Here is a 23,646-nt window from a genome sequence, read left to right on the forward strand (position 1 = left end):
GGCAAATAATTGATGAACATTCTAATTACGGGCGCAGGCTCTGTGATGGGTCAAAGCATCTACAAAGCATTATCCAAATGTGACAAACAGGACGAAGTACGAATACACTTTGCTAATAGTAACACATTAGCAGCGGGACGCTATTTTTCTGGACGCACCGCACCAATTGTCAAAGCCCCGATCTTTCCGCTCGCGAGCGAGCCGAATTATAAGTATTTTCTTGAGAAATATGTAGATGAGCATCAGATTGACATCGTTTTCCCCGGGACACAGCATGAGCTAACAAAATTAGCTAAGTTCCGAGATAAGACGATGAAAGTCGCCTCAATCCCCTCATCAATCGTCGAGATTTGTATGGATAAAGTACGCACCTCAGCCGTATTATCCAAACACGACATTCGAGTTCCTAAAACCTGCACATTCAGCGAGTTCCTTCAATCCGCCGACTTAGAAGGGCCAATAGTGGTGAAGCCAAACCACAGCTCATCGTCGCGCAACATATTTCGATTGAACGACAAGCAACAAGCTTCAAAACTTGATATAAACCCTCACGCCTTCCTGGTACAAGAGCATTTATTGGGTGAAGAATATACCTGCGGCCTATATATTGACCGATTCACGAAGCGATACACCCACATAGTTTTTAAGCGGTTGTTATCACCTGATGGCGCCTCGCTATACGGGGAGATTGTCAACGACCCCGATATCAGCAGATATATCGTAAATATCGGGGACGCGCTTGTTAAAGAGGGTTTGGATTTCGGACACGTAAACATCCAGCTCATATTGACCGACAAAGGCCCGGTTCTGTTTGAGATTAACGGCAGACTAAGTTCGACAGAAGCATCTAAAGCTTACTACGGATTCAATTCCTGTGCCGCCTTCGTCACTAATATAGTAATGCAGAAGCCTTACTCGAAGTGGCAAATAGCTCAATCTGGAAAATTTCTGCGATATTATGAAGAGACCTACTTCGACGAATGAGAACGCAAGAACAGCAACTGGATGCGAGAGGCAAGCCAGTTTATCTCATCTCAGATATCCACGCTAACTTGGCAGCGCTGAAGACCGTTTTGGATAAAATTCCGCTTTATACAACAATCCTTTGTGCCGGAGACATATTAGGTTACTACACTGAACCAAACGAAGTATGCCAATTGCTAAGAGAGCGCAAAGTTCAGTGTATTAAAGGAAATCACGATAAATACATCCTAGGTGAACTTGAATATCCAGCAACAAGGGAACTTGCATATCGAATTGAAGCTACACGTCGGCTACTCAGCGCGCGCAATTATAAGTGGCTTGCGTCATTGCCGGACAAGCTATCTATCAATATACCAAGTTCGCACGGAGGGGAAAAGACCGCAGAGACCAATATCCTGATAGCCCATGGCAGCCCGTCGAATGTGGAGGAATATATATATCCTGATACGCCAATCGATTTCTTGAGCAAGCTACGGCAAGATTATTTAGTGCTAGGCCACACTCATCACCCAATGAAGCAAAAAGCTGGGGAACTCACAGTTATTAATCCAGGATCAGTCGGACAACCGCGTGATTGGATTCCTGAACCCAGCTATGCTTCCATCAATCCTGCTTCCAAAGCTATTTGCTTTTATCGTGCCAGCTATGACGTCTCCGCTTATCAAAACCTTCTAAGGCGTGCAAGTATCGATCACTCAGTGATAGAAATTCTTTCACGGTCCAAATATGATTAATGAAATCAGGCTTCTGATAGATAATTATCCGATCTGGAGCTATCTATCATATTCGGATATCAAAAGCAGATTTAGACGATCGAAGCTTGGAGTGGTATGGCAGGTTGTCAATCAACTTGCATTCTCTGTAGGTGCCGGCTTGATATGGTCAGCAGTATTCAATCTTGACCCGGCCGAATTCATCCCATTCCTGACAATGGGTTTTGCCGTTTGGGGATTTATTTCTGCTTCGCCCGTTGAGGGATGCAGTGCATTTGTCAACGCGCACGGATATTTGAAGCAACTACCACTTTCTCCATCTATATTTGTGTTTCGAACCCTCTTTACACAGTTGATCTATCTGGCTATTGGATTGGCAACTGCACTGGCTGTTCTCGCATATTTTCAAAAATTGACATTGCTGGGTGCTTTGCTCACTCTGCCAGGTCTGCTGCTTTTGATTTTGTACTCATACGGTGCCATTGGATCTTTTGCGTATCTTGGTCTGCGATACCGAGATTTACAACACGGACTAGCCAGCCTGTTCAGCCTGCTATTTGTGGTTACGCCGGTTATTTATCCTGCTGAAGTTCTTATACAAAGAGGTCTGGGAATGGCGGTCTACGTGAATCCGTTTGCGTCTTTAATTGAGATCGTACGGTATCCAATATTGCAGGGAGAGTTTGCGCATTTCAATCACTATTTGGTGTCTTTTGCGTTCGTTTTTGTTCTTCTAATGCTGCGCGCAATTCTCAAATTTCGCTTTGAGCGTTACATCCCGTTTTTGTCATGATCGATCTACAAAACATATATATAGATTATCCGTTGGACCCAGTAGATGGTGCGAGTTTAAAACAATCACTGCTTAACGCGCTCGACCGAAACAAGGGCCGGAGAAAAAATTACTTCAGAGCACTGGATAACATTTCCCTAAAAATCCAGGGCGGAGAAAGAGTAGGCCTAATTGGACTAAATGGAGCCGGAAAAAGCACCTTATTGAGGGTGATGTCTAGAATTTTCCAACCAACAAGCGGATTTGCACGCATAGATGGTCGTGTGTCTCCACTTTTGGACATGGCGACAGGTTTCGAGCTTCATCACACCGGAGTCGAAAATATTCGCACCAGGCTTATGTTCCTTGGTGAATCACAGAAGTCAATTGAAGGCAAAATTGACGAAATCGCCAAATTCTCAGAACTTGGCGATTTTCTGCACCAAACCGCCAGAACCTATTCAACCGGTATGTTTATGCGTCTGGCATTTGCGACATCAACTGCAATAAGGCCAGATATTCTCATCGCTGACGAGATAATCGGCACCGGTGATGCTCAATTCTCAGATAAAGCAGAAGCACGAATTGCAAAGCTCCTTTCCGAAGGGAAAATAACAATAATAAGCTCCCATTCAATGGGTATTATTCGCAAATTTTGCAACAGGGTAATATGGCTCCACCACGGGAAAATAATTTCTGATGGCCCGACCGAAGTAGTAATTAATGAATACGAGAATAGAGCGCCAAAAATGATAAAGTAGATTGGAAATAAGGCATGTTGATACTTGACTTAGGCTGCGGGCAAAAGAAGATAGAAGGAGCAGTTGGTATCGATTTTTCATCGATGAGCGATGCAGATTTGATACTCAATCTAAATGAGGAATATCTCCCTTACGAAGATAGCAGTGTTGATCTCATCTATTCCTCGCATACACTGGAGCACCTCAGCATCGATGGTTTTTTTCACGTAATGAAGGAAGCCTACAGGGTGCTCAAGCCCGGCGGTCAGTCTAATATTGTCGTTCCTTATTTCATGACAACGGCAAATTTTGCCAACCCATTTCACAACAATAATATCTGTTTCAACGAGCACACATTTCGATTTTTTTCATCAGAAACAATTTGTAATGCTACAGACAAAGATGATTATGCCACCCCAAGTTGCCCTCAATGGGGTCTGCGGTATTCAGCAAACGCCGAGCTCGGCATTGAATTTCGAACCCTTGATATTTTCTACTACTATTTCCCTGAATATCAGGACCTGAGTGAGAAAGAAAAACGGATTGCCCGATCGAGTAAGTTGAATGTCGTCGATCAAATTTCATACGTGCTGGAGGCAGTTAAGCCATGCCCCATACGACCGGAAACCGCTCCCGTGGCTAATAGTGATGATCCCCGCGAACTTGCCGAGGATCAATTGCATTATTTGCGTAGACAAGTTGATTTTTTAGAAGGTAAAGAATCGCATAAAATGACATCACGAGCCCGGGAGTACTTGGCCGGATCGTTCGAAAAGAGTGGCTTGTACAACAGGAGAGGTTTGCTTTCTCCTGTAAATCAACTTGCACTTGAGTTGGACTACATGATCCAAACATTGCGCCGATATATAGGCGAATGATATTAAGTATTATTTATAATAATAATATATATTAATGAATATTCGAAATTTACCACCTGGAGAATCGAAAAAACCAATATATATACTGAAATATAACTTCAAAATATCTTTTTATTCTAAAACAGATTGACATAAAAGCCCTAATTGCAGCTACTTTATGAACCCAATACAGCGTTTTTTCAGGGGGTTTGAAAGCAACTTTCTCAAGTAGATCAAGATAAATTGCTGGATATCCATCAAGTGAATATTCATTGATGATGGGCGAATTAGATGGCTCGGTAATAAGATACCGTTCTGCGAGCGACTGAATTGTGTCGGAATTTTTGGCCTGATTTACACTGAACACAAAACTCACGTCGACATCATTTGCAACCTTTTGAAGCCGATGAATGGCCTCGTCAATTTCTCCCGCGAATTTTGAGAAATCAATGATTGCGTTTTTCCAACGAGGCAATACCGTTAAAAGGATACTTAAATCTTGCTTGTCATCCACCAAGAATATCGAAATAAGGTTATTGTATTCGCTTGAGGAATCTAATTGTAAGTAATCTTTCTTTTCAACTACTTTAAAGTTTTGAATATTGGTTGCTGACAGCTTGATCCAATTACAGCGTTTATCTCTATTTTGTTCTTCTAACGTCTTTTGTGTCAAAATAACGCCGAAGGATTGCACATGTCTTTTTAGTGGCGGAAGCCAATGTGAAGCGCCGTAACGATCGCTTTCAAGCTCGCTGAGACATGTACGCCACACGTCAACCGCACCCTCGAAATTATAGTTGCAGGATATGTCGCTTGCAGCATTGGAGACAATGTGTTCGCGTAATTCAGCGTCAAGGATGAGTCGCTCGATGGCATCCACCCAGTCCTTCGCCGTGCTATCAACCAATATACCGCTATGCTCATGCTCCACTGAATCTGAATAGGGTGGAAAGTTGGCATACACACCAGCAACCTTGCAGCCGCCGAACTCCCTGTATTTATTGTTCGTTTTGGAATGGAAAAAAGGAGTATCAATGCCAGGAGCAAGCCCTATATCAAAACCCGCACTGTAGAATGATCTAATGAAATTTCGATAATTGGACTGCCTCTTGTTTAGAACTACCCCTTGGACACCAATAAGCTGTTTAGGTATTTTTTTGTTCCAAAGATAAAGCTCGACTCTACCCGGATATCTTTCAAGAATTGTCTTCAACGAAGAAAAAAGGAGAGCCTCCATCTCCGGCTCATCTAACCGAGTTGTGGGATAGGCTATCTTGATGATGCCGCTTGCTGCGCGTCGCTCCAATCCTTTGATAAGAGACGTGTCAAAATAGCTGTTTATCAGCTTCGGTTTTGCACCGTGTGCAAGTGCACGTTCATGCATGCGTTTTGAGTAAATTCGTGTAATGTCACTGAGTTCAAAAAAACGTTTCAAAATATGCAATCTAAAAAAAGTGCGATGATAAATTCCAATACTTGTATGAAGCGATATTTCCTCAAAATTGTCATCTATTTCGTAGACAATCTTTTTTCCTAGCCGCTTCAAGCGATACAAAATCCGAAGATCTGTGGTCTCACAATTTCGGCAAAATACGGCTACGTCACACCACTCTAAGTCAGATTTAAGTGTAAATTTGTTCAAGCGGAATCTAGTAGATATCTCGCCTTTACGCCTAAGATCAGACAGTGGGTAAAGTATAGATATTATTGTACTCGGAATAAATCCAGGTATAATTATCAGTACTCTCTTTACTTTTTTCATTAAATTTCTTTTATAATATAAATTTCATATTCTGACGAAACTGGTATATGACTTGTATATAAATTCTGATTACAGGTATTATTCTGTAGGATTCATAAACTTATATAGCACTACACCACTTGCCTGCCTCCAATTCGGGGTGCGCCAACTATGCTGGTATCTGAGTTTATTCGTTGACAAACGGGAATTTCCCGGCTTGCTGGCTTTGGCTGGGTATTCAGACGATGAAATACGCTTAACCACTGCACTCGGCCCGCCGCGCACTTTGCTCAGTTCCATGATCTTTTCGGCAAAGCTGGCCCAGCTGGTCGCACCCTCACCAGCGAGATGGAATATCCCGTAGTGGCAGGCGCTCTCCTGCGCAAGCACCTTTTGAGCGATATGCAAGATCCCGTCCGCGATATCATACGCCGAGGTTGGATTTCCAATCTGATCGTCGACAACGGTTATGTCGTCACACGCCTCGGCTAACCTGAGCATGGTAGTAAAGAAATTCTTGCCGTAAGGGCTATAGACCCAGGCCGTGCGCAGAATGATGTGCCGATCATTGGCTGCTGCGACTGCCCGTTCTCCGGCGAGCTTGCTCGCACCATAGACACTTTGTGGATCCGGCTTGTCCTCTTCCGTGTAGGGTCGGTCGAGGTCGCCGGAAAAGACATAGTCCGTTGAAAGGTGAATCACCGGTGCGCCGACTGCCTTGGCAGCGGCAGCGACTGCGCCGGCTCCAACCTCGTTTGTCGCAAGGGCGATTTCGGGTTCGTCCTCTGCTTGGTCGACTGCCGTATAGGCAGCCGCTGAGACAACGATATCCGGTGAATGTGCCGCAACGACATCGCCAATCGCGTCCGGCTTTAGAAGATCGAGTTCCGGCCGGCCGACGGCAACGAGGTCCACGTCGTCGCGGTCCCGCGCCCGGTCCTGCAGGCAGCGCGACACCTGACCTTTTGTGCCGGTGACAAGAATTTTCATGCCGCGCCTTTGTTAAGTTCGCCCAGCCGGTTGCCGGAATACTTGCCTTCGCGGATCGGCCGCCACCACCAGTCGTTCTTCAAATACCAGTCGACCGTTTGCTCCAGCCCGCTCTCGAAGCTCTCCCGCGGTGTCCAGCCAAGGTCGCGCTTGATCTTGGAAGCGTCGATCGCATAACGCCGGTCATGGCCGGGCCGATCTGTAACGAATGTAATCAGGTCGCGGTAGCTATTACCGCCGCTACGGGGCCGCATCCGGTCAAGAAGATCGCAAATGGTCTCGACAACCTGCAGATTGGTCCGCTCCGCATTGCCGCCGATATTGTAGCTTTCACCCTGCTCCCCGCGCATCACAACTGTTACCAAGGCCCTCGCATGGTCCTCGACATGCAGCCAGTCCCGCACATTCTCGCCCTTGCCGTAAATCGGCAGTGGCAACTCGTCGAGTGCATTGAGGATAACAAGCGGAATGAGCTTTTCAGGAAAATGAAACGGACCGTAATTGTTCGAGCAGTTGGAAAGCACGACTGGAAGCCCATAGGTCTCACCCCAGGCACGCACAAGATGATCGGAAGCCGCCTTTGAGGCCGAATAGGGAGACGACGGCGCGTAAGGCGTTTCCTCGGTGAAGATGCCGCTCTCGAACGGCAGGTCTCCAAAAACCTCGTCTGTGGAAACGTGATGAAAGCGGAATTTCGCCTGTTCCGTGTCGGACAGTCCGCGCCAGTAAGTGAGTGCCGCGGCCAGAAGGTGATAGGTGCCGACCACATTGGTCTGGATAAAATCCGCGGGTCCGTCAATCGAGCGATCGACATGGCTCTCGGCCGCCAGATGCATGATCGCTTCGATCCGCTCTTCCCGCAGAACCTGCAACACGCGGGGCTCGTCGCAGATGTCGATCTTCAAATATTTGTAGTTTTGCCGGTTTTCGATCGCTCTCAGGGAATCGAGATTGCCCGCATAGGTCAGCTTGTCGAGATTGACGATCATATTGGCCTGGTCATCGACCAGGTGCCGGCACACTGCCGATCCGATGAACCCCGCGCCGCCCGTCACAAGAATTCTCATTTCCCCGCTCCACAACTTTTCTCAAATATGTCCGCATTGCTAAGACCCGGCGCAATCCGGTCCTTGTCCGACAAAATCACATCGGCAGTGTCCACTGGCCAGTCGATGCCGATCTGGCTGTCATCGAAACGAATGCACCTGTCATGCTGTGGTGAATAGTATTCTGTAACCTTGTAGACAACCTCGGTATGATCTTCCAGCGTCAGAAATCCGTGGGCAAAGCCCTTGGGTACCAATATCTGATTCCAGGCTTCCGCGGAAATGATGAGCGATACCCACTGGCCGAAGGTTGCTGAATCCTTCCGGATATCGACCGCAACATCCAGGATCGAGCCGCGCGAGACACGCACGAGCTTGTCTTGCGCCGCCGGCGGAAGTTGATAGTGCAGTCCCCGCAAAACACCCTTCTGGGCAGAATAGGAAAAATTGTCCTGAACGAATTCCAGATTGATGCCGGATTCCGCGAGACGCGCCCTGTTGTAGGTCTCGGAGAAAAATCCACGCTCGTCGCCAAATTGTTGCGGTTTGATCTCCAGCACGCCATCAAGACCGAGTTCTCTGATTTCCATCACGCCAGCTCCAGCGCCCGGCGCTTCAGATAATCGGCATAGGGTGTCTTGCCAAGCAAGCCCGCCCGCTTCAAGACGTCATCCGCGTCAAGCCACCCCATTTCCAGTCCGATTTCCTCCGGACAGGCAATCTTGATACTTTGCCTGTGCTCAATGGTGCGCACGAATGCCGATGCCTCGTGCAGGCTGTCATGCGTTCCGGTATCAAGCCAGGCATATCCCCTACCCATCTGCTGGACGTGCAGGTCGCCCCGCTCAAGATACACGTTGTTCACCGTCGTAATTTCCAGTTCGCCCCGCTCGGAAGGTTCAATCGACCTGGCAATGTCGAGCACATCGTTGTCGTAGTAATAAAGGCCGGTCACCGCCCAGTTGGACTTCGGGTTCGACGGCTTTTCCTCGATGCTGAGCGCTCGTTTCGACAAGGGATCGAACTCAACCACGCCATATCGCTCCGGGTCTTCGACATGGTACGCGAAAACCGAAGCGCCTTCGTCGCGCGCAGCCGCCCGCTGGCATACGCCCGAAAGCCCGTTGCCGAAATAGATATTGTCACCGAGAATCATCGCCACGCTGTCAGAACCGACGAATTCGCGGCCGATGATAAACGCTTCGGCGAGCCCGTTGGGGTGAGCCTGCTCGGCGTAGCTGAACGCAACGCCATAGTCGCTTCCGTCACCCAGCAATTCTCTGAAGATCGGCAGATCGCGCGGTGTGGATATGATCAGGATCTCGCGAATACCGGAAAGCATGAGGACACTGAGCGGGTAATAGATCATCGGTTTGTCGAAAACCGGCAGCACCTGCTTTGAAACGGCAAGTGTAAGCGGATAAAGGCGCGTTCCGCTGCCGCCCGCCAGAATGATGCCCTTCATAATATCCTCAAAAAATTCAACTATAGCTTTTGAAACAACGTCGCTGCAAACAACCCAAGATTACCCTGAAGGCTCTGTCGGTATATGCCGGAACTCAGCAGTCCGCGCAATCGTCGTATGATCGATTTTTCGGCCCTGAACGAGCGAAATTCCTCCACTGTTGCCTTTGCGTCATCACTCAGCAAATCGATGCACTGTTGCAGACTGGAGAGATTCCTGTCGCCCCATGAAACAAATTGTCCTTTGAAGAGGCGATTGACACGATCAATCCGCGATCGCAGGCTCATATTGTCTCCGACGAGATTGCCACTGTGCTGCCGGTAGCTGATATGTGCCTGCGGATCGTAGACAACCCGGCCGCCTGCACCCGCCACAAGAATATAGCACCACCAGTCGTGGCTGACGAAATCAGTGCGACGTGCGCTCTCCGCAAGCAATTGCCAGGCCGCGCGATTGGCAACCATGGTGTTCCCCCCGGCGATGCTTTGCACGATGGCATTGCGAAAATTCGGCTGGCGGTCAAACAGGGGCGAATAGCCAACATGGCGGCCACATTCGTCTACGATCCTGGTTCGTCCGCAATAAAGCGCAGGCATATCCCGCCCGAGTGAAGCGAGCTGGCTCAACGCGACCTGAAGCTTGTCAGAATCCCATAGGTCATCCTGATCGCAGAAGGCATAATAATCAGCCTGAATTTCAGTGTTGCTCATCAGGCTTCTAAAGTTGTCGGAAAAACCTGTTTGCGGTCCGTCCGCTACGCGAAATGTACCCTTGCTCCAGGAATCGCTGCAGGATTTCAGTATTTTCCGGGAACCATCCGACGACCCGTCATCACTGACCCAGACATCAATGCTCGGAACACCTTGGCTACTCAGAGAGTCAACTTGTTGTTGTAAAAAGCGCTCGCCGTTGTATACCGCCATCAATACCGCGATTTTCGCTGGGTTTTTGATAATTCGCGACTGCACTATCTGGACCTGCTGCTCACATATCTAGGCTGTTGTAGCTTGGTTGACGGCTTTGACCGCAACAAACAACGACGACCGAACTCCTCAATCAACACGGAATGCGTGACTGGTTATACACCGCAATGGCCTTCGCAAAACCCACGAAAAATTACACCAAAAAATATAGGTTGTCTTCGCCTAACCAACCTCAAAAGCCTCACCAATCCGGTTCCTTCAATGGCCATTGGCAAACAAGTGTGTCAAAGGGATACGGTCCTCGTCAATGATGTATAAAGACCTCCTATGAAAAGGCTCATCGACATCATCGCATCTGCTGCTGTGTTGGCATTTTTATGGCCTGCCATCCTGCTGCTCGCCCTGCTCATTCGCCTCGAGACACCTGGTAATCCCTTTTTCGGCCAGGTTCGGCTTGGTCGGGACGAAAGGCCGTTCACGATCTGGAAGCTGCGGACGATGCATGCGGGTACCCCGCACCGGGGCACGCATGAAATCGGTGCGGATGCGCGCACGCGCATGGGCGCGTTCCTGCGGCGCACCAAGTGCGACGAACTGCCTCAGGCGCTCAACATCCTTCTCGGGGATATGAGCCTCGTCGGTCCCCGCCCCTGCCTGCCAAGCCAGGACGCCGTCATAGCGGAAAGGCGCAGGCAAGGCGTTTTTGCCATCAGGCCCGGTGTTACCGGCCTGTCGCAGATCAACGGCATCGACATGTCGCGCCCTGCTGAACTGGCGGTCAGCGACGGGGAATATATGGAGCGTCAATCGCTGATGCTCGATCTTCAGATCTGTCTGCGAACAGTCGGCAGGGTTTTAAGGCGGTAGTTCCACGCCTGGAATGACGGTGGAGTCTGTCTGCTCAAACGCAGCTGGGCGCACAAGGCCTCGTGCCCATGCTGTGTCCGGAGGCCAATCAACTGCGATGTTGGGACGATGCCGGTAGGCCCGCTCAGCCGGAATCGGGCTCCGGCAACATTGCCAGTGCGCTGAAAGTGCACATCAATCCGAGGAACAGAAACGTCGAAACATCGTGATAAAATAAGAGGTTCGTCATGCCGTAGAGCCCGTATGAGACGGAAACGCACAGTACGCCGCCAAAGACGATGGGTTGCGCGTTGCGAAGGACAAACAGCGGCACCAGCAGAACACCGAGCAAAGAAAATAGCCCCAACACTCCTGAAGCGACTGTATCGGTGAGGTAGCCATTGTGCAGATGCGTATAGCTAAAGCGCGGCGCATTCTTTGCATCCCCCGCCCACGCCACACGCATGACGTTCTGACGTCCATAGCCGGATAGAGGCCGTTCCAGAATTGCATTCATGGCAACTTTGTAGAGTGCAAGCCGCATATAGATGCTTTCTTCCGCAACTTGTTCGCCGGTCGGATTTTCAAAACGCTGAATCGCAAGTTCAAACCTCTGTGACAGGTAGTTGTCATTTTGAATGACTGCAAAACCGACAACCCCGACAAGTGCGGCGGAAATGAGAGCACGCTTGGCCATGTAGCCGAAACCGAGGTACCGGTATCCCATGATCAGCCCATAGGCCGCGAGCGTCAGGCAATAGGAAAGCAGCGCCCCCCGGGAGCCTGTATTCAGCAACGCATAAAGCGAAGCGAGTGCACCGGCCGCCATAAGCCAACGCATCTTCCCCTTGAAGAAGAGGAGCCCATGGACACACAGCAGGCCTGACACCATCGCCCCAAGCGCTAGAATCAACGGGTTGCCGCTAAAGGCCGCGCGCTGAATTTCTATTGAATACCGACCGCCGATCAACATGATCAGTACCGCACAGACCGCGCCTGCAGCTATCCCGGCAAAAACCCAGCTGAACCAATCCGGCCGCGCCCATCGCCGCAATACCGGCAACACGGGTGCAAACAGTAAAAACGGCACATTCGAATAGACCGAGCCGAGCTTTGCCTGCCAATCGGTGGCAAACCCGTGTGCGATCGCAAACCCGGCCGTGATCAGGAAATAGGCAGCACAAACCGCGACGAGAGTACGTTCGGTTGTGTTGAGAATGCGGCATGCCGGATCGAAGATCCAGTAAAGAACCGCAAACAGCCACAGGCCGATAAACATCACCGAGCCGCCACTGCCAATGCCCGGGAAAAGAGCGAACATCAAGAACACAGACAACACCCAGCGCAACGAGGCGCTGGCGTCGTTGCGGTGCCAGTGCACCCAGAAAAATCTGCTGAGCGGTCCGGTCGGTTCCACTGGATGGTTCTCCTTGCGCGCCACAATGCGCCTAGAGCAAGGCTTTAGAAAAGAGACAGCAACAACGCAACCCGGCCGAGCATCAACCTACAGAAAGATCCCGTCTAGAAGACGTCGGCGCTGGCGTCCAGACAGATCGTGTCCATTTGTGAAAGCAGCGCGCATTGCGTCTCGATGTCCGGCAGTTCGTAGCGGAAGAAATAGCGGCATGCCACTACCTTGCCGGTGCTCAGCGGACCGGCCGCCTCCCCTGCCCGTGCCTGCCGTTCGAGCGCCGCCAGCGCCTGGCGCAACCAAATCCAGGCGACAACGACATGGCCGAGCATATCGAGATAAATAGTGGCATTGGCAAGATAGGTTTCCTGACCAAGCTGACCGGCCTTGCCGCCCATGGTTATCGTCGTGCTTGCCGCCAGAGCAATCGCCCCTTCAAGCTGACTTGCAAGTTCCGCCAGTTCTGGCACCGCCGCTGCTTTCTTGACCGTTTCCTGCATTTCCGAGATCAGCGCTTTCAGCGGCGCTCCGCCCTGCATCGGTACCTTGCGGCCGAGAAGATCGAGCCCTTGGATGCCGCGCGTTCCCTCGTGGATATGGTTGAGCCTGTTATCCCGGTAGAAACGCTCGACCGGATAGTCGCGCGTATAGCCCGCCCCGCCAAAAACCTGGATTGCGGTTTCATTGGCCCGAAGGCCGAATTCGGACGGCCATGATTTGACGATCGGTGTCAGGATATCGAGCAGCAGTGTCGCCCGCTCCTGCTGGGCTGCATCGCCCGCGCGTTTTTCATCACTCAGCCGCGCGGCGTAAAAACACAGAGCCATCGCCCCTTCCGCATAGGCTTTCTGCTGCAGCAGCATGCGCTTGACGTCAGCATGCTCGATGATCGGGATCATCGGGGTTGCGGGATCACGATCGGTAATCTTTCGTCCCTGTGTGCGGTCACGCGCATAGTCCAGTGCATGAAGATAGCCTGTCATCGCCAGAGCCGCTGCGCTCAACCCGACGCCGATGCGCATCTCGTTCATCATTGAAAACATGTATTGCAACCCGGCATTCGGCTCGCCGATCAGATAACCTACGGCCCCATCACGGTCACCGAAATTCAGCACGCAGTTGACCGTACCGCGACAGCCCATCTTATGATTGAGACCGGCAAGGCGCACATCGTTGCGTGCGCCCCGTGTTCCGTCCTCATTGACGAGGTATCGCGGAACGATAAAGAGCGATATGCCCTTTACACCGGGAGGGCCGCCGGGAATTTTGGCCAACACCAGATTGATAATGTTGTCCGACATCTCATGATCGGCGCCGGATATCCACATCTTGTTGCCGAACAAGCGGTAACTGCCGTCATCCTGCGGCTCGGCCCTGGTCCGGATGTCACCCACAGACGATCCGGCATGCGGCTCGGAAAGCGCCATTGTTCCAAAATACCGCCCCTCCACCATCGGCCTAAGATAACGTTCCTTCTGCCCTGTGCTTGCGTGCTCGGCCAGAAGATTCCCGGCAGCAACAGTCAAACCGGCATAGCCGCTCGTTCCCCAGTTGGCGGCAGAAAACCAGGCTGAAATCGCGGTCTGCAAGAGATAGGGGAGTTGCAGGCCACCATCGTCCGCATCAAAGCTCGCCCCCATCAGTCCGGCTTCGCAAAACGCATCGATCGCCTCCTTGACCTCGGGAATGATGTGAACCCTTTCACCGTCGAATTCCGGCTCGTTTGCATCTAGTTTCTGCGCATGCGGCTGAAACCGTTCCTCCGCTATTTTTTCAACGCTGTCCAAAATCGCGTCGTAGACGGAACGGTCCGCATCGGCAAAATGCGGCAACCGGCTGAGCGCTTCCAGGTCCAGAAAATCGTAAAGCAGAAACGCCACATCGTCGCGCCGCAGAATATTCGGCATAACATCCTCCCGTTTGACGGAAACCCGACAGCGCACGGGTGAGCCCCATGCGCGAAATTTGTTCATCCTTGACCTGTTTTACCGGCACCGTGCGCGACACGCAAAGAAATAGTGTTCGAAAGTCACGGAAGCACGCTGTGGCATAGCCGCAAACGTGAATTTCTTGAAATTGCCTTTTGTGTCATGTTCGCAAGGGGTTAATCAGTGGAGGATTCCGATGGTTTTTTGGCGCGTTAGAATCATGACCATTATCGCGGCTTTCATCCTGGCTTTTGGCATTACCGCTTCGGCCACAGCCAGCGAAGTCGTCATTGAGCGGGTGCACACCGATACGGTCATGCATGTCGGACAACGCTACTGGGTCGATATCACGGTCAAGACCACAACGGAGGTCGAAATCACGGAAGCCTGCTTTATCTGGTCCGGCGCCGGGCCATACTGTTTTCCCGTGATCTTGGTTGAAAAAAACAAGCAGATAAGGGTGTCCGTCGTTGCCCGCAAGCCGCGCAAATACAACATCGACGTTTACGTGAAATACAATTCAGGCGGCAAGGTCTACGAATCAAACAGGGTCAGCCTGAACGTGGACGTCAAAAGCTAGGCGCAGTCCGAAAGCTATCGAGCAGCCATTCGGTAAACAGCAGAACTTCCGGTGCGTGCTGGCTACCGGCGCGCCGCATCACATAGTGCGCCTGGCGACTCGGCAGGCGCGCATCCACCGGCTGAACGAGACGCCCGCTGTTAAGATAAGGTTGCGCAAAGGCGTCCAGCACCAGCACAGAGCCCTTGCCGGTTGCTGCATATTCAAGTGCGATCAGCGAAGTGTCGGACTTGATACCGGCGGAATGCTGCCTTGTATGCAGGCCGTTGAGCTTCATCAGATCGTCCCACATGCCTTCGCAGCCCATGATCTCGATGATGTTGCCCAGACAAAGTTCGGTCAGTCCGGCATCAGGACCAAGCGCCTCCGCATGGTCCGGGCTGCAAACGACAATCGACGCTTCGCTGCTGATTTTTTCACAGCCGCCTTCGTTGCCGTTCTGATCCGGCCAGTTCCCGTCGCCGTAGCGAATGTCAACATCAACCGATTCCGAATTCAGCCCGTCGCCCCAAATGGTGGTGCAAAGCTGCAGTTCAATTCCGGGATATGCATCACGGAATTCCGGTAGTCTGGGCACCAGCACCAGCGATGCATAAGAGATCGGCACCCTGATACGCAGGGTTCTGTCGCCAATCGATCCGAATATCCCCAGGGTTGCGACGGACAGGTCCTCGAATGCCTTGCGCACAGCCGGGACATAGGCCGCACCCATATCCGTCAAACGCACACCACGCGGCAGGCGTTCGAACAGACCAAACCCGAGCCGTTTTTCCAAGGACCTTATCTGATGGCTGATCGCCGCGGATGTCATGTTGAGCTCTCCGGCTGCAGCGGCAAAACTCGAATGCCGCGCAGCGGCTTCAAACGCCCTTAACCACGCAACAGGCGGGAGTTGATAGCTCATGAAATCTGCTCCGCAAGCAACAAATAAAATTAGGTCTTTGACCGATAAAGCTTCGTTTGATTATGGTCATATCACCATCAACACTGTCGCAAGACAAGATGGAACAGACATGGCCGGTGAAAAATTCGATTTCATAGTGGTGGGTGCGGGGTCGGCCGGCTGTGTCCTGGCCGATCGGTTGACGCAATGTGGTCGCCATTCGGTGCTGCTGATAGAGGCTGGCGGCTCGGATCGCAAGCTGCGCATCCGCGTACCCATCGGTTACGGTTTTACATTCATGGACCCGTCCGTGAACTGGCAGTATGACACAGAGCCCGATCCGGAACTGAACGGCCGCTCGGCCTATTGGCCCCGCGGCAAGGTGATTGGCGGTTCAAGCTCGATCAATGCAATGGTCTACTGCCGTGGCCTGCCACACGATTTCGACGACTGGGCCGACAGCGGCGCTGCGGGCTGGAACTGGGACCGGGTCCGCCCGATATTCGAGCGTACCGAGACAAAGGCGCGGCGCAGGAATGGCAGGATCGAGACTACGGGCAAAGGCCCGCTATGGGTGACCGATGAGGTCGACCAGGCCCATCCGGTAACAGCCCGGTTCCTTGACGCTGCCCGCGAGGCCCATTGGCCGACAACCGCCGATCTCAATGGCAGGCAAAAAGAAGGCCTCGGCATTTTCCACAACACCACCAGAAAGGGCTGGCGCTGTTCGGCTTCCGACGCCTTCCTGCGCCCCGCACTCGGGCGCAGCAATCTGAAGGTGATTTCGAATGCAGTTGTCGAGCGGTTGTTGTTCGACGGCAGGCAGGTCATCGGCCTCACATATTTGCGCGATGGTCAATCGCATCAGGCAAATGCCCGGCGTGAGGTTATTGTCAGCGCCGGTGCAGTCAATTCGCCGAAGCTGCTGCAGCTGTCCGGTCTTGGTCCGGCAGGGCATCTTCAGGATAACGGCATTAAAGTGCACGCGGATCTGCCGGAGGTCGGCGGCGGCCTGCAGGATCATCTGGCGATCAACTATTATTATCAATCCACCGTGCCGACATTGAACAACAAGCTTCAGCCTTGGCGTGGCCGGGTTATGGCGGCCCTGCAATATGCCCTGACGCGCCGCGGCATGCTGAGCCTCGGCATCAATCAGTGTGGCGGATTTATCCGTTCCACACCGCAGGCCACCCGCGCAGATATGCAGATCTACTGCAACCCCGCCACCTATTCGACCGGGTCCGGAACGGCGCCTCAAATCGACCCGGAACCGGGATTTCTTCTTTCCTACCAGCCCTGCCGGCCAACAAGTCGCGGACGCATCGATATCGCCTCCAACGACCCGCACGATGCTCCGAAGATCAAGGCAAATTCACTGACAACCAACGAGGACCGCGACGCCGTGATCAGGGGAGCGAGGCTCCTGGGTGAACTGATCAAAACGCCGACCATGAGCGCGCTCATAAAATCCGCCAGGCAACCCGATCCGGCCTCGATGAGCGACGACGACATGCTCCAGGATTTCAAGGAGCGGGCTTCCACCGTCTATCATCCGACCTGCACCTGCCGCATGGGAACGGACGCTGCCAACTCGGTGCTGGATGCACGCCTTCGCGTGCACGGCGTCGACCGGCTGCGCGTGGTCGATGCTTCGGCTTTTCCGAACGTGACCTCCGGCAACACCAATGCACCGACCATCATGCTGGCGCAAAGAGGCGCCGACCTTATCCTCGAGGACACAATTGCTGCCGGGGGCAAGGCCGAATGAAAATCAAATCTCTTGAGACCTTCAGCAACGAATTTGTCGGTTTCGTCCGCGTGACAGCACAGGACGGCTCAACCGGGTGGGGCCAGATGTCCACCTATAATGCAGATATCACTGCACAGATATTCCATCGGCAGATCGCGCCCTGGGCACTTGGAAAGGACGCGGACGATATTGACGGCCTTGTCGACCTGATTGTCGAAAGGGAGCACAAATTTCCCGGTTCCTATCTGCGCCGTGCACTGGCCGGCCTGGACACCGCACTATGGGATTTGAAGGGCAAGCTGGAAGAAAAGCCGGTGTGCGCCCTGATCGGCGGTCAACCGGGCTGGCGGCGCGCCTATGCATCAAGCATGCGCCGGGACATCCAGCCGCAGGAAGAAGCGGAGCGGTTTTTGTCTCTGCACGACGAATTCGGATTCGACGCTTTCAAGTTCCGTATTGCCAGCGAATGCGGACACGATGTCGATGAGTGGCCGGGCCGCACCGAGGCGATTGTGCCGACAGTCCGCAAGGCTCTCGGCGAGGATGTTGCGCTCCTTGTCGACGCCAACAGCGGTTACAGCGCGCCAAAGGCGATCGAAATCGGCCACCTGCTCGAGGACAACAACGTCTGTCATTTCGAAGAGCCCTGTCCGTACTGGGATCTTGACCAGACGAAGCAGGTCACTGACGCGCTTACGCTCGATGTCACCGGCGGCGAACAGGACTGCGATCTTTCGACCTGGCGGCGCCTGATCGCCATGCGGGCGGTCAACGTGGCACAGCCGGACATCTGCTACATGGGCGGTCTGGCGCGCACCCTGCGCGTGGCAAAGATGGCAGCCGATGCGGGTCTTGTCTGCACCCCGCATTCTGCGAATCTTTCCATGATCACGGTTTTCACCATGCACCTGCTGAAGGCCATCCCGAATGCCGGCCCTTATCTGGAGTATTCCATTGAAGGTTCAGACTATTACCCCTGGCAGCGGAATCTGTTTGTCAACGACCCGTTCGCCATTGCCGAGGGTGGTGTTACTGTTCCCGACGCTCCCGGCTGGGGCGTTGAAATCAACCCGCATTGGCTCGATGGAGCGCACCACCAGATAAGCGCGCTCGACTAGCGGACCATTGAAAGATCGGATGATGTCATGAAACTTCAATCCATCGAAACCTTCGTCGTCGGCAATCCGCCACCCTCACGCGGCGGTCGCTATTTCATTTTCGTACAGTTGAAGACGGCCTGCGGCATCGTCGGCGTCGGCGAAATCTACAATGCCACTTTCAGTCCGCATCTCGTTGCCGAGATGGCCAAGGATGTCTTTACCCGCATATTCGAAGGTGAGGATCCACATCGCATAGAGCGGCTGTGGAGAAACACCTACGGGGCCGGCTACACGCTACGCCCCGATGTAACCGTCATGGGTGTGCTGAGCGCCTTGGAAATGGCCTGCTGGGACATCATCGGCAAGGCCGCGGATAAGCCTGTCTACGAACTGCTCGGAGGCCGGGTGCATGAAAAACTCCGCAGCTACACTTATCTCTATCCGCCGGGCGACGAAAATGTCTATCCAGATCCCGAGACGCGCAACGTCTACAACGATCCGGACATAGCGGCTGAAATCGCCCTCCACTGGGTCGATCAGGGCTTTACCGCCGTCAAGTTCGATCCGGCCGGTCCCTACACCGTATATGACGGCCACCAGCCGAGCCTCGAGGACCTTGAACGTTCGGAAACCTTCTGCCGGCGCATCCGCGAGGCGGTTGGCACGCGCGCTGACTTGCTGTTCGGAACCCATGGCCAGTTTACCGTGTCCGGTGCCAAGCGCATGGCGCGGCGGCTGGAGCCGTATGATCCATTGTGGTTCGAGGAGCCGGTACCGCCGGAAATGCCGGAACAGATGGCCGAGGTCGCGCGCTACACATCCATCCCGATTTCCACCGGCGAGCGGCTCTGCACAAAATATGAATTTGCCCGTGTGCTCGATATCGGCGCGGCGTCGATACTCCAGATGGATCTTGGACGCGTCGGCGGATTGCTGGAAGCCAAGAAAATCGCGGCAATGGCCGAAACCCGCTATGCCCAGATCGCGCCTCACCTTTACTGCGGACCGGTCGTCGGCGCGGCCAATATCCAGCTATCGGCCTGCATACCCAATTTTCTGATCCTGGAAAGCATCCAGAAATGGGACGGATTTCACGCCGAACTTTTGAAAAACCCCATCGAATGGGACAGCGGCTACGTGATCCCGCCGGAAGCACCGGGTCTCGGTGTCGAACTCGACGAGGCGGTCGCACGTGCCCATCCCTACACCGGCGACGAACTGCATCTGACCATGGAAACCGAGCCCCTGCGCTAGGGCGACAATCAAAACGATCATTTACGGAGAAACGCATGAAAATCGGATTTATCGGATTAGGCAATGTCGGTGGCAAGCTGGCAGGCAGCCTTTTGCGCAACGGGTTCGATGTGACCGTGCGCGACCTCGACAAATCGGTCGCACAGCCCTTTCTCGACCGGGGTGCCCATTGGGCGGACAGTCCGATGGAGATGGCGCAGAATTGCGATATCGTCGTTACCTGCCTTCCGAGCCCGGCCGCTTCCGCCGCGGTGATGGAAGCCGATGACGGTGTATTGGCAGGTTTGTCGCCCGGCAAGATATGGGCTGAAATGTCGACCACCGATGAGGCTGAGGTCGCACGGCTCGGTGCTCTTGTCAGGCAAGCAGGCTGTGAACCCGTCGACTGTCCCGTCTCTGGCGGCTGTCACCGCGCCGCGACCGGAAACATAGCCATCTTCGCGGGCTGCGAACGCGAAACCTTCGAGCGTATGTTGCCGGTTCTCAAATCCATGGGCCGGCGCATTTTGCACACGGGTCCGCTGGGGTCGGCATCCGTGCTGAAAGTGGTCACAAACTATCTTGCGACCGCCAACCTGATCACGCTGTGCGAGGCTCTGGTGACCTCGAAGGCCGCCGGCATGGACCTTAACACTACCTATGAGGCGATCAGGATTTCTTCGGGCAATTCATTCGTCCATGAAACCGAAAGCCAGGTCATCCTCAACGGCTCGCGCGACATCAATTTCACCATGGATCTTGTATCCAAAGACATCGGCCTGTTCCAGCAGGTCGCCGACCGGTTCAACGTTCCGCTGGAAATCAACCCGATCATGATCGATATCTTCAAGGACGGCGAAAAGCGCTTCGGCTCGCGCGAATATTCACCCAATATCATTCGCCGTCTGGAAGAGGCCACCGGTTGCAGCATTTCCGCACCGGGTTTTCCCGCCGAGATGACTGACGATGAGCCGGAAGAACCCGGCTATGAAGTCGTTCCGAAGGGACTTGCCGTCTAGTGTGATGGATTTGAAGTTCGTACAGCGCGCGCTGCGCAATGTGACGAACTTCAGTTTCAGGACACTAGTACCAGATGTATAACGCTGCTCCGGCGAACATGCCGGCAGCGGCAAGTGCCAGGGCAACAGCGGTCAATTTTATGAATGTTATCCAGTCCTCGCGGGACCAGGTACCGATGGGTGCAACATCGGAACTGGTGAAGCCGCACAGTCTCGCATGCCGGGTTCTTAGCATCATCCGCCTTTGGGATTTCCGTACCGCGGCAAACAGCGTCAATATCATCAGCGCGGCAACGACCATTGCCGGTGGCGGGGCAACGTTCAAGGCAATAGTCAGAAAGATCTGCACTGCCAAAGAGGAAATGACGATCGCCAAAGGAGGCAGGAAAAGCCGGAACTTTTCCCTTTCCGTCAGATTTTGAAGTATTTCCCGGGTGGCGCCGCTCTGTCCGGGCGCCCACAAAAGGTTCATGATCATTTGTCCCCTGCCGAACCGCATTCCTGCTGTGTCAGACAGAGGCTATTTCCGCAGACTTGCAGCTCAATTGCACAAAGGTTTAATTGCCGGAACCCGACATCGAAAACGCATGAAAAACCGGGTAAAGATAATATAGTGGTTAACAAAATCGTACCGCCCGGAAAGGTTACCGAACGTGCTGAAATTCATCCACCTGACTGACATACACCTTATCAGCGGCGGCCGAAGGCTTTACGGCGTTTCGCCTGAACGCCGGTTGCACGCGGCAATCGACAGCATCAACCAGGAACACAGCGATGCGGATTTTGTTGTCCTTACCGGCGACCAGGTCCATTGGGGCGATGACGACAACTACCGGGTTCTTGCCGACGCAATTGCCCGCCTCGATATCCCCGTTAAGCCGATGATGGGAAACCATGACAACCGCAAGGCCATGCTGACGGCGCTTCCCAGCATCGAGACGGACGAGAACGGCTTCATTCAGTATGCCCTCGACACCGAAGCCGGGCGCTGCCTCTTTCTCGACACTAAGATCGAGGCCGAGACCGATGCTGGCGAATATTGTCCCAAACGCCTTGCCTGGCTGAAACAGCAACTCGAAAGCACGGATGCACCGGTCATTATCTTCATGCATCATCCTCCCATGAAACTTGGGTTGAAGGGTATGGACATAATCGCGCTTCTGGACGCCGAGCCGTTCTACGCAGTGCTGAAGCCACACATTTCGAGGATTCGGCAAATCTTCTTCGGCCACGTGCACCGGCCTATTTGCGGCAATTGGCGCGGGATGGCATTTTCCTGCATTCGTGGCCTCAACCACCAGCTCGCTCTCGATCTCGAAGCGCCGGAGACCAGCGTTCCGGGAAATTTTGAGCCGCCGACCTATGGCGTGGCTCTGGCCGATGCGGAGCAGATCATTATCCATATGCACGAGTTCATGGACCGCTCGCCGCATTTCGAACTGGTGACGCCAGAAGGCATGGATGGCCGGGAATACAGCCTTCACATGCGCCATGGCGACTGGGACCGCATGACCTGAAAAGCAACAAGAATTTCACGGCAGACAAGACAACGATGAAATTGTCATTCAAAAACCGCCGCGGACGGGCCATTGCCGCCGCGATCATTACAGCGGGACTGCTGATGCCGCTGCCCGCGTCAAAGGCGTCGCAAGAAGGCACGCCCGTCAGGATCATCCAGAACGCCACCGACAAATACATCATTCCGGCATTTCAGCAGTTCAACGGGGCTGCTGGCGATCTTCGACAACACATCGAACAGCTTTGCGCAATCCCATCCAATGCACAGTTGGCGAAAGTGCGGGCCGATTTCGACAGGCTGGTATCGAACTGGTCTTCAATCAGCATCGTGCGCATCGGACCGATCCTGCAGCACAATAGACTTGAAAAGCTGCTCTTTTGGCCCGATCGGAGAGGCATTGGGTTGCGGCAGATCCAGGCCATACTGGCAAAGCAGGATGAGACTGCAATTAGCGCCGGCGGTCTTTCGCAAAAGAGCGTGGCGGTCCAGGGACTGGCGGCACTGGAATATGTGCTCTACGGCAAGGGTTCCGAGACATTGGGGCAAAAGACCGACGGATTTCGCTGCCGTTTTGCAAAGGCAATCAGCACAAATGTCGACACCATTTCAGGCCAGTTGCTGACAGAATGGCAGGCGCCGGACGGTTTTGCCCATTCGTGGCAATATCCCGCGGCGAACAATCCCCTTTACCGGGACGAAAAGGAATCACTGAGCGCGCTTGTGAGCCTTTTTTCCAACGGCCTTGAATTCTACGACACGGTCGAAATGGGTGCCTTTTTGGGGATAACCCCGGAAAAGGACAGACCGCGCCGGGCGCTATTCAGGCGGTCGGGAAATACGCTGAAAAGCCTACAAACGAGCCTTTCCGACATTCAGGAATTCTACAGGCAATCTGAGCTCGCATCGTTGCTGCCGGAAGGGTCCGACTGGATCAATGAGGCAATCGAATTCGGATTTCGCCACGGCATTGCCAACCTCGACGCCCTTGACGGCTCGGCAACTGACATGTTGGCCAATCCGCAGCAAAGGGCAAAGCTCGCTTATGTTCGGACAGTCGTGCGCGGTCTTAACGAGAACTTCGGGATCGATATGACGGCAGCACTCGACCTTACAGCCAACTTCTCCAGCCTCGACGGAGACTGA

General features: G+C 53.2%; 22 protein-coding genes and 1 pseudogene. 13 read left to right on the forward strand and 10 right to left on the reverse strand.

Annotated elements, in window-relative coordinates:
* Positions 1–12 precede the first annotated feature (12 nt).
* Genes ABVT35_RS16930 through ABVT35_RS16950 form a run of 5 tightly spaced genes read left to right on the forward strand, consistent with a single transcriptional unit; the run spans position 13 to position 4,087 of the window.
* Positions 13–984 carry an ATP-grasp domain-containing protein gene (locus tag ABVT35_RS16930; RefSeq protein WP_368467781.1) on the forward strand — a complete coding sequence of 324 codons (972 nt, stop codon included), beginning with the start codon at positions 13–15 and terminating at the stop codon, positions 982–984.
* On the forward strand, positions 981–1,718 hold the full coding sequence (locus tag ABVT35_RS16935; RefSeq protein WP_368467783.1) for a metallophosphoesterase: 738 nt from the start codon (positions 981–983) through the stop codon (positions 1,716–1,718). The genes ABVT35_RS16930 and ABVT35_RS16935 overlap by 4 nt, the downstream gene beginning before the upstream one ends.
* Entirely contained in the window at positions 1,711–2,490 is a 780-nt protein-coding gene (locus ABVT35_RS16940; protein WP_368467785.1) for an ABC transporter permease, read from the forward strand. Before ABVT35_RS16935 ends, ABVT35_RS16940 begins: the two co-directional genes overlap by 8 nt.
* Positions 2,487–3,230 carry an ABC transporter ATP-binding protein gene (locus ABVT35_RS16945; protein WP_368467787.1) on the forward strand — a complete coding sequence of 248 codons (744 nt, stop codon included), beginning with the start codon at positions 2,487–2,489 and terminating at the stop codon, positions 3,228–3,230. Before ABVT35_RS16940 ends, ABVT35_RS16945 begins: the two co-directional genes overlap by 4 nt.
* A 14-nt stretch (positions 3,231–3,244) precedes the next feature.
* A complete protein-coding gene (locus ABVT35_RS16950) occupies positions 3,245–4,087 on the forward strand; it encodes a methyltransferase domain-containing protein (RefSeq protein ID WP_368467788.1) in 843 nt (280 codons plus the stop codon).
* A 49-nt stretch (positions 4,088–4,136) separates the two neighbouring features.
* Here the strand turns inward: ABVT35_RS16950 and ABVT35_RS16955 are convergent, their stop codons facing one another.
* From ABVT35_RS16955 to ABVT35_RS16980, 6 genes are all read right to left on the reverse strand, one after another.
* Positions 4,137–5,612 (reverse strand): glycosyltransferase, encoded by a 1,476-nt coding sequence (locus tag ABVT35_RS16955; protein WP_368467789.1) that lies wholly within the window; start codon positions 5,610–5,612, stop codon positions 4,137–4,139.
* Positions 5,613–5,906: 294 nt separating this feature from the next.
* Positions 5,907–6,797, reverse strand: coding sequence for a dTDP-4-dehydrorhamnose reductase (rfbD, locus tag ABVT35_RS16960; RefSeq protein ID WP_368467790.1), 891 nt, complete (start codon positions 6,795–6,797; stop codon positions 5,907–5,909).
* Positions 6,794–7,864 carry a dTDP-glucose 4,6-dehydratase gene (gene rfbB, locus ABVT35_RS16965; RefSeq protein WP_368467791.1) on the reverse strand — a complete coding sequence of 357 codons (1,071 nt, stop codon included), beginning with the start codon at positions 7,862–7,864 and terminating at the stop codon, positions 6,794–6,796. Before rfbB ends, rfbD begins: the two co-directional genes overlap by 4 nt.
* Entirely contained in the window at positions 7,861–8,433 is a 573-nt protein-coding gene (gene rfbC, locus ABVT35_RS16970; protein ID WP_368467792.1) for a dTDP-4-dehydrorhamnose 3,5-epimerase, read from the reverse strand. The genes rfbB and rfbC overlap by 4 nt, the downstream gene beginning before the upstream one ends.
* Positions 8,433–9,308, reverse strand: coding sequence for a glucose-1-phosphate thymidylyltransferase RfbA (gene rfbA, locus ABVT35_RS16975; protein WP_368467794.1), 876 nt, complete (start codon positions 9,306–9,308; stop codon positions 8,433–8,435). The genes rfbC and rfbA overlap by 1 nt, the downstream gene beginning before the upstream one ends.
* Before the next feature lie 20 nt (positions 9,309–9,328).
* The gene (locus tag ABVT35_RS16980) at positions 9,329–10,276 is read right to left on the reverse strand and encodes a glycosyltransferase family 2 protein (RefSeq protein ID WP_368467796.1); all 948 of its coding nucleotides are present in this window, start codon (positions 10,274–10,276) and stop codon (positions 9,329–9,331) included.
* Positions 10,277–10,558: 282 nt separating this feature from the next.
* Here ABVT35_RS16980 and ABVT35_RS16985 point away from each other — a divergent pair, with 282 nt between their 5' ends.
* Complete coding sequence (locus ABVT35_RS16985; protein ID WP_368467798.1) at positions 10,559–11,098, forward strand: sugar transferase; 540 nt, start codon at positions 10,559–10,561, stop codon at positions 11,096–11,098.
* 124 nt (positions 11,099–11,222) lie between these two features.
* Here ABVT35_RS16985 and ABVT35_RS16990 read toward each other — a convergent pair whose 3' ends face one another.
* Positions 11,223–12,494: an O-antigen ligase family protein gene (locus ABVT35_RS16990; protein WP_368467799.1), complete on the reverse strand. Its 1,272-nt coding sequence runs from the start codon at positions 12,492–12,494 to the stop codon at positions 11,223–11,225.
* A 104-nt stretch (positions 12,495–12,598) separates the two neighbouring features.
* Positions 12,599–14,395, reverse strand: a complete 1,797-nt coding sequence (locus ABVT35_RS16995) for an acyl-CoA dehydrogenase (RefSeq protein ID WP_368467801.1) — start codon at positions 14,393–14,395, stop codon at positions 12,599–12,601.
* Positions 14,396–14,636: 241 nt separating this feature from the next.
* Here ABVT35_RS16995 and ABVT35_RS17000 point away from each other — a divergent pair, with 241 nt between their 5' ends.
* On the forward strand, positions 14,637–14,996 hold the full coding sequence (locus tag ABVT35_RS17000; protein WP_368467803.1) for a hypothetical protein: 360 nt from the start codon (positions 14,637–14,639) through the stop codon (positions 14,994–14,996).
* Here the strand turns inward: ABVT35_RS17000 and ABVT35_RS17005 are convergent.
* Positions 14,986–15,900 (reverse strand): LysR substrate-binding domain-containing protein, encoded by a 915-nt coding sequence (locus tag ABVT35_RS17005; RefSeq protein WP_368467805.1) that lies wholly within the window; start codon positions 15,898–15,900, stop codon positions 14,986–14,988. The genes ABVT35_RS17000 and ABVT35_RS17005 overlap by 11 nt on opposite strands.
* Positions 15,901–16,009: 109 nt before the next feature.
* Between ABVT35_RS17005 and ABVT35_RS17010 the strand changes: the two genes are divergently transcribed.
* From ABVT35_RS17010 to ABVT35_RS17025, 4 genes and pseudogenes are all read left to right on the forward strand, one after another.
* Positions 16,010–17,650 carry a GMC family oxidoreductase gene (locus ABVT35_RS17010; protein ID WP_368467806.1) on the forward strand — a complete coding sequence of 547 codons (1,641 nt, stop codon included), beginning with the start codon at positions 16,010–16,012 and terminating at the stop codon, positions 17,648–17,650.
* The gene (locus ABVT35_RS17015; RefSeq protein ID WP_368467808.1) at positions 17,647–18,750 is read left to right on the forward strand and encodes a mandelate racemase/muconate lactonizing enzyme family protein; all 1,104 of its coding nucleotides are present in this window, start codon (positions 17,647–17,649) and stop codon (positions 18,748–18,750) included. The genes ABVT35_RS17010 and ABVT35_RS17015 overlap by 4 nt, the downstream gene beginning before the upstream one ends.
* A 27-nt stretch (positions 18,751–18,777) precedes the next feature.
* On the forward strand, positions 18,778–19,986 hold the full coding sequence (locus ABVT35_RS17020; protein WP_368467810.1) for a mandelate racemase/muconate lactonizing enzyme family protein: 1,209 nt from the start codon (positions 18,778–18,780) through the stop codon (positions 19,984–19,986).
* Positions 19,987–19,997: 11 nt separating this feature from the next.
* Positions 19,998–20,984, forward strand: a pseudogene (locus ABVT35_RS17025) (NAD(P)-dependent oxidoreductase); the annotation flags it as partial.
* Between the two features lie 64 nt (positions 20,985–21,048).
* Here the strand turns inward: ABVT35_RS17025 and ABVT35_RS17030 are convergent.
* A complete protein-coding gene (locus tag ABVT35_RS17030; protein ID WP_368467811.1) occupies positions 21,049–21,456 on the reverse strand; it encodes a hypothetical protein in 408 nt (135 codons plus the stop codon).
* 181 nt (positions 21,457–21,637) lie between these two features.
* Between ABVT35_RS17030 and ABVT35_RS17035 the strand changes: the two genes are divergently transcribed.
* Positions 21,638–22,501: a phosphodiesterase gene (locus tag ABVT35_RS17035; RefSeq protein WP_368467812.1), complete on the forward strand. Its 864-nt coding sequence runs from the start codon at positions 21,638–21,640 to the stop codon at positions 22,499–22,501.
* A 35-nt stretch (positions 22,502–22,536) separates the two neighbouring features.
* On the forward strand, positions 22,537–23,646 hold the full coding sequence (locus tag ABVT35_RS17040) for an imelysin family protein (RefSeq protein WP_368467814.1): 1,110 nt from the start codon (positions 22,537–22,539) through the stop codon (positions 23,644–23,646).

The organism is Hoeflea sp. TYP-13, assembly GCF_040932035.1.
In the GTDB taxonomy this organism is placed as follows: Bacteria; Pseudomonadota; Alphaproteobacteria; order Rhizobiales; family Rhizobiaceae; genus Hoeflea_A.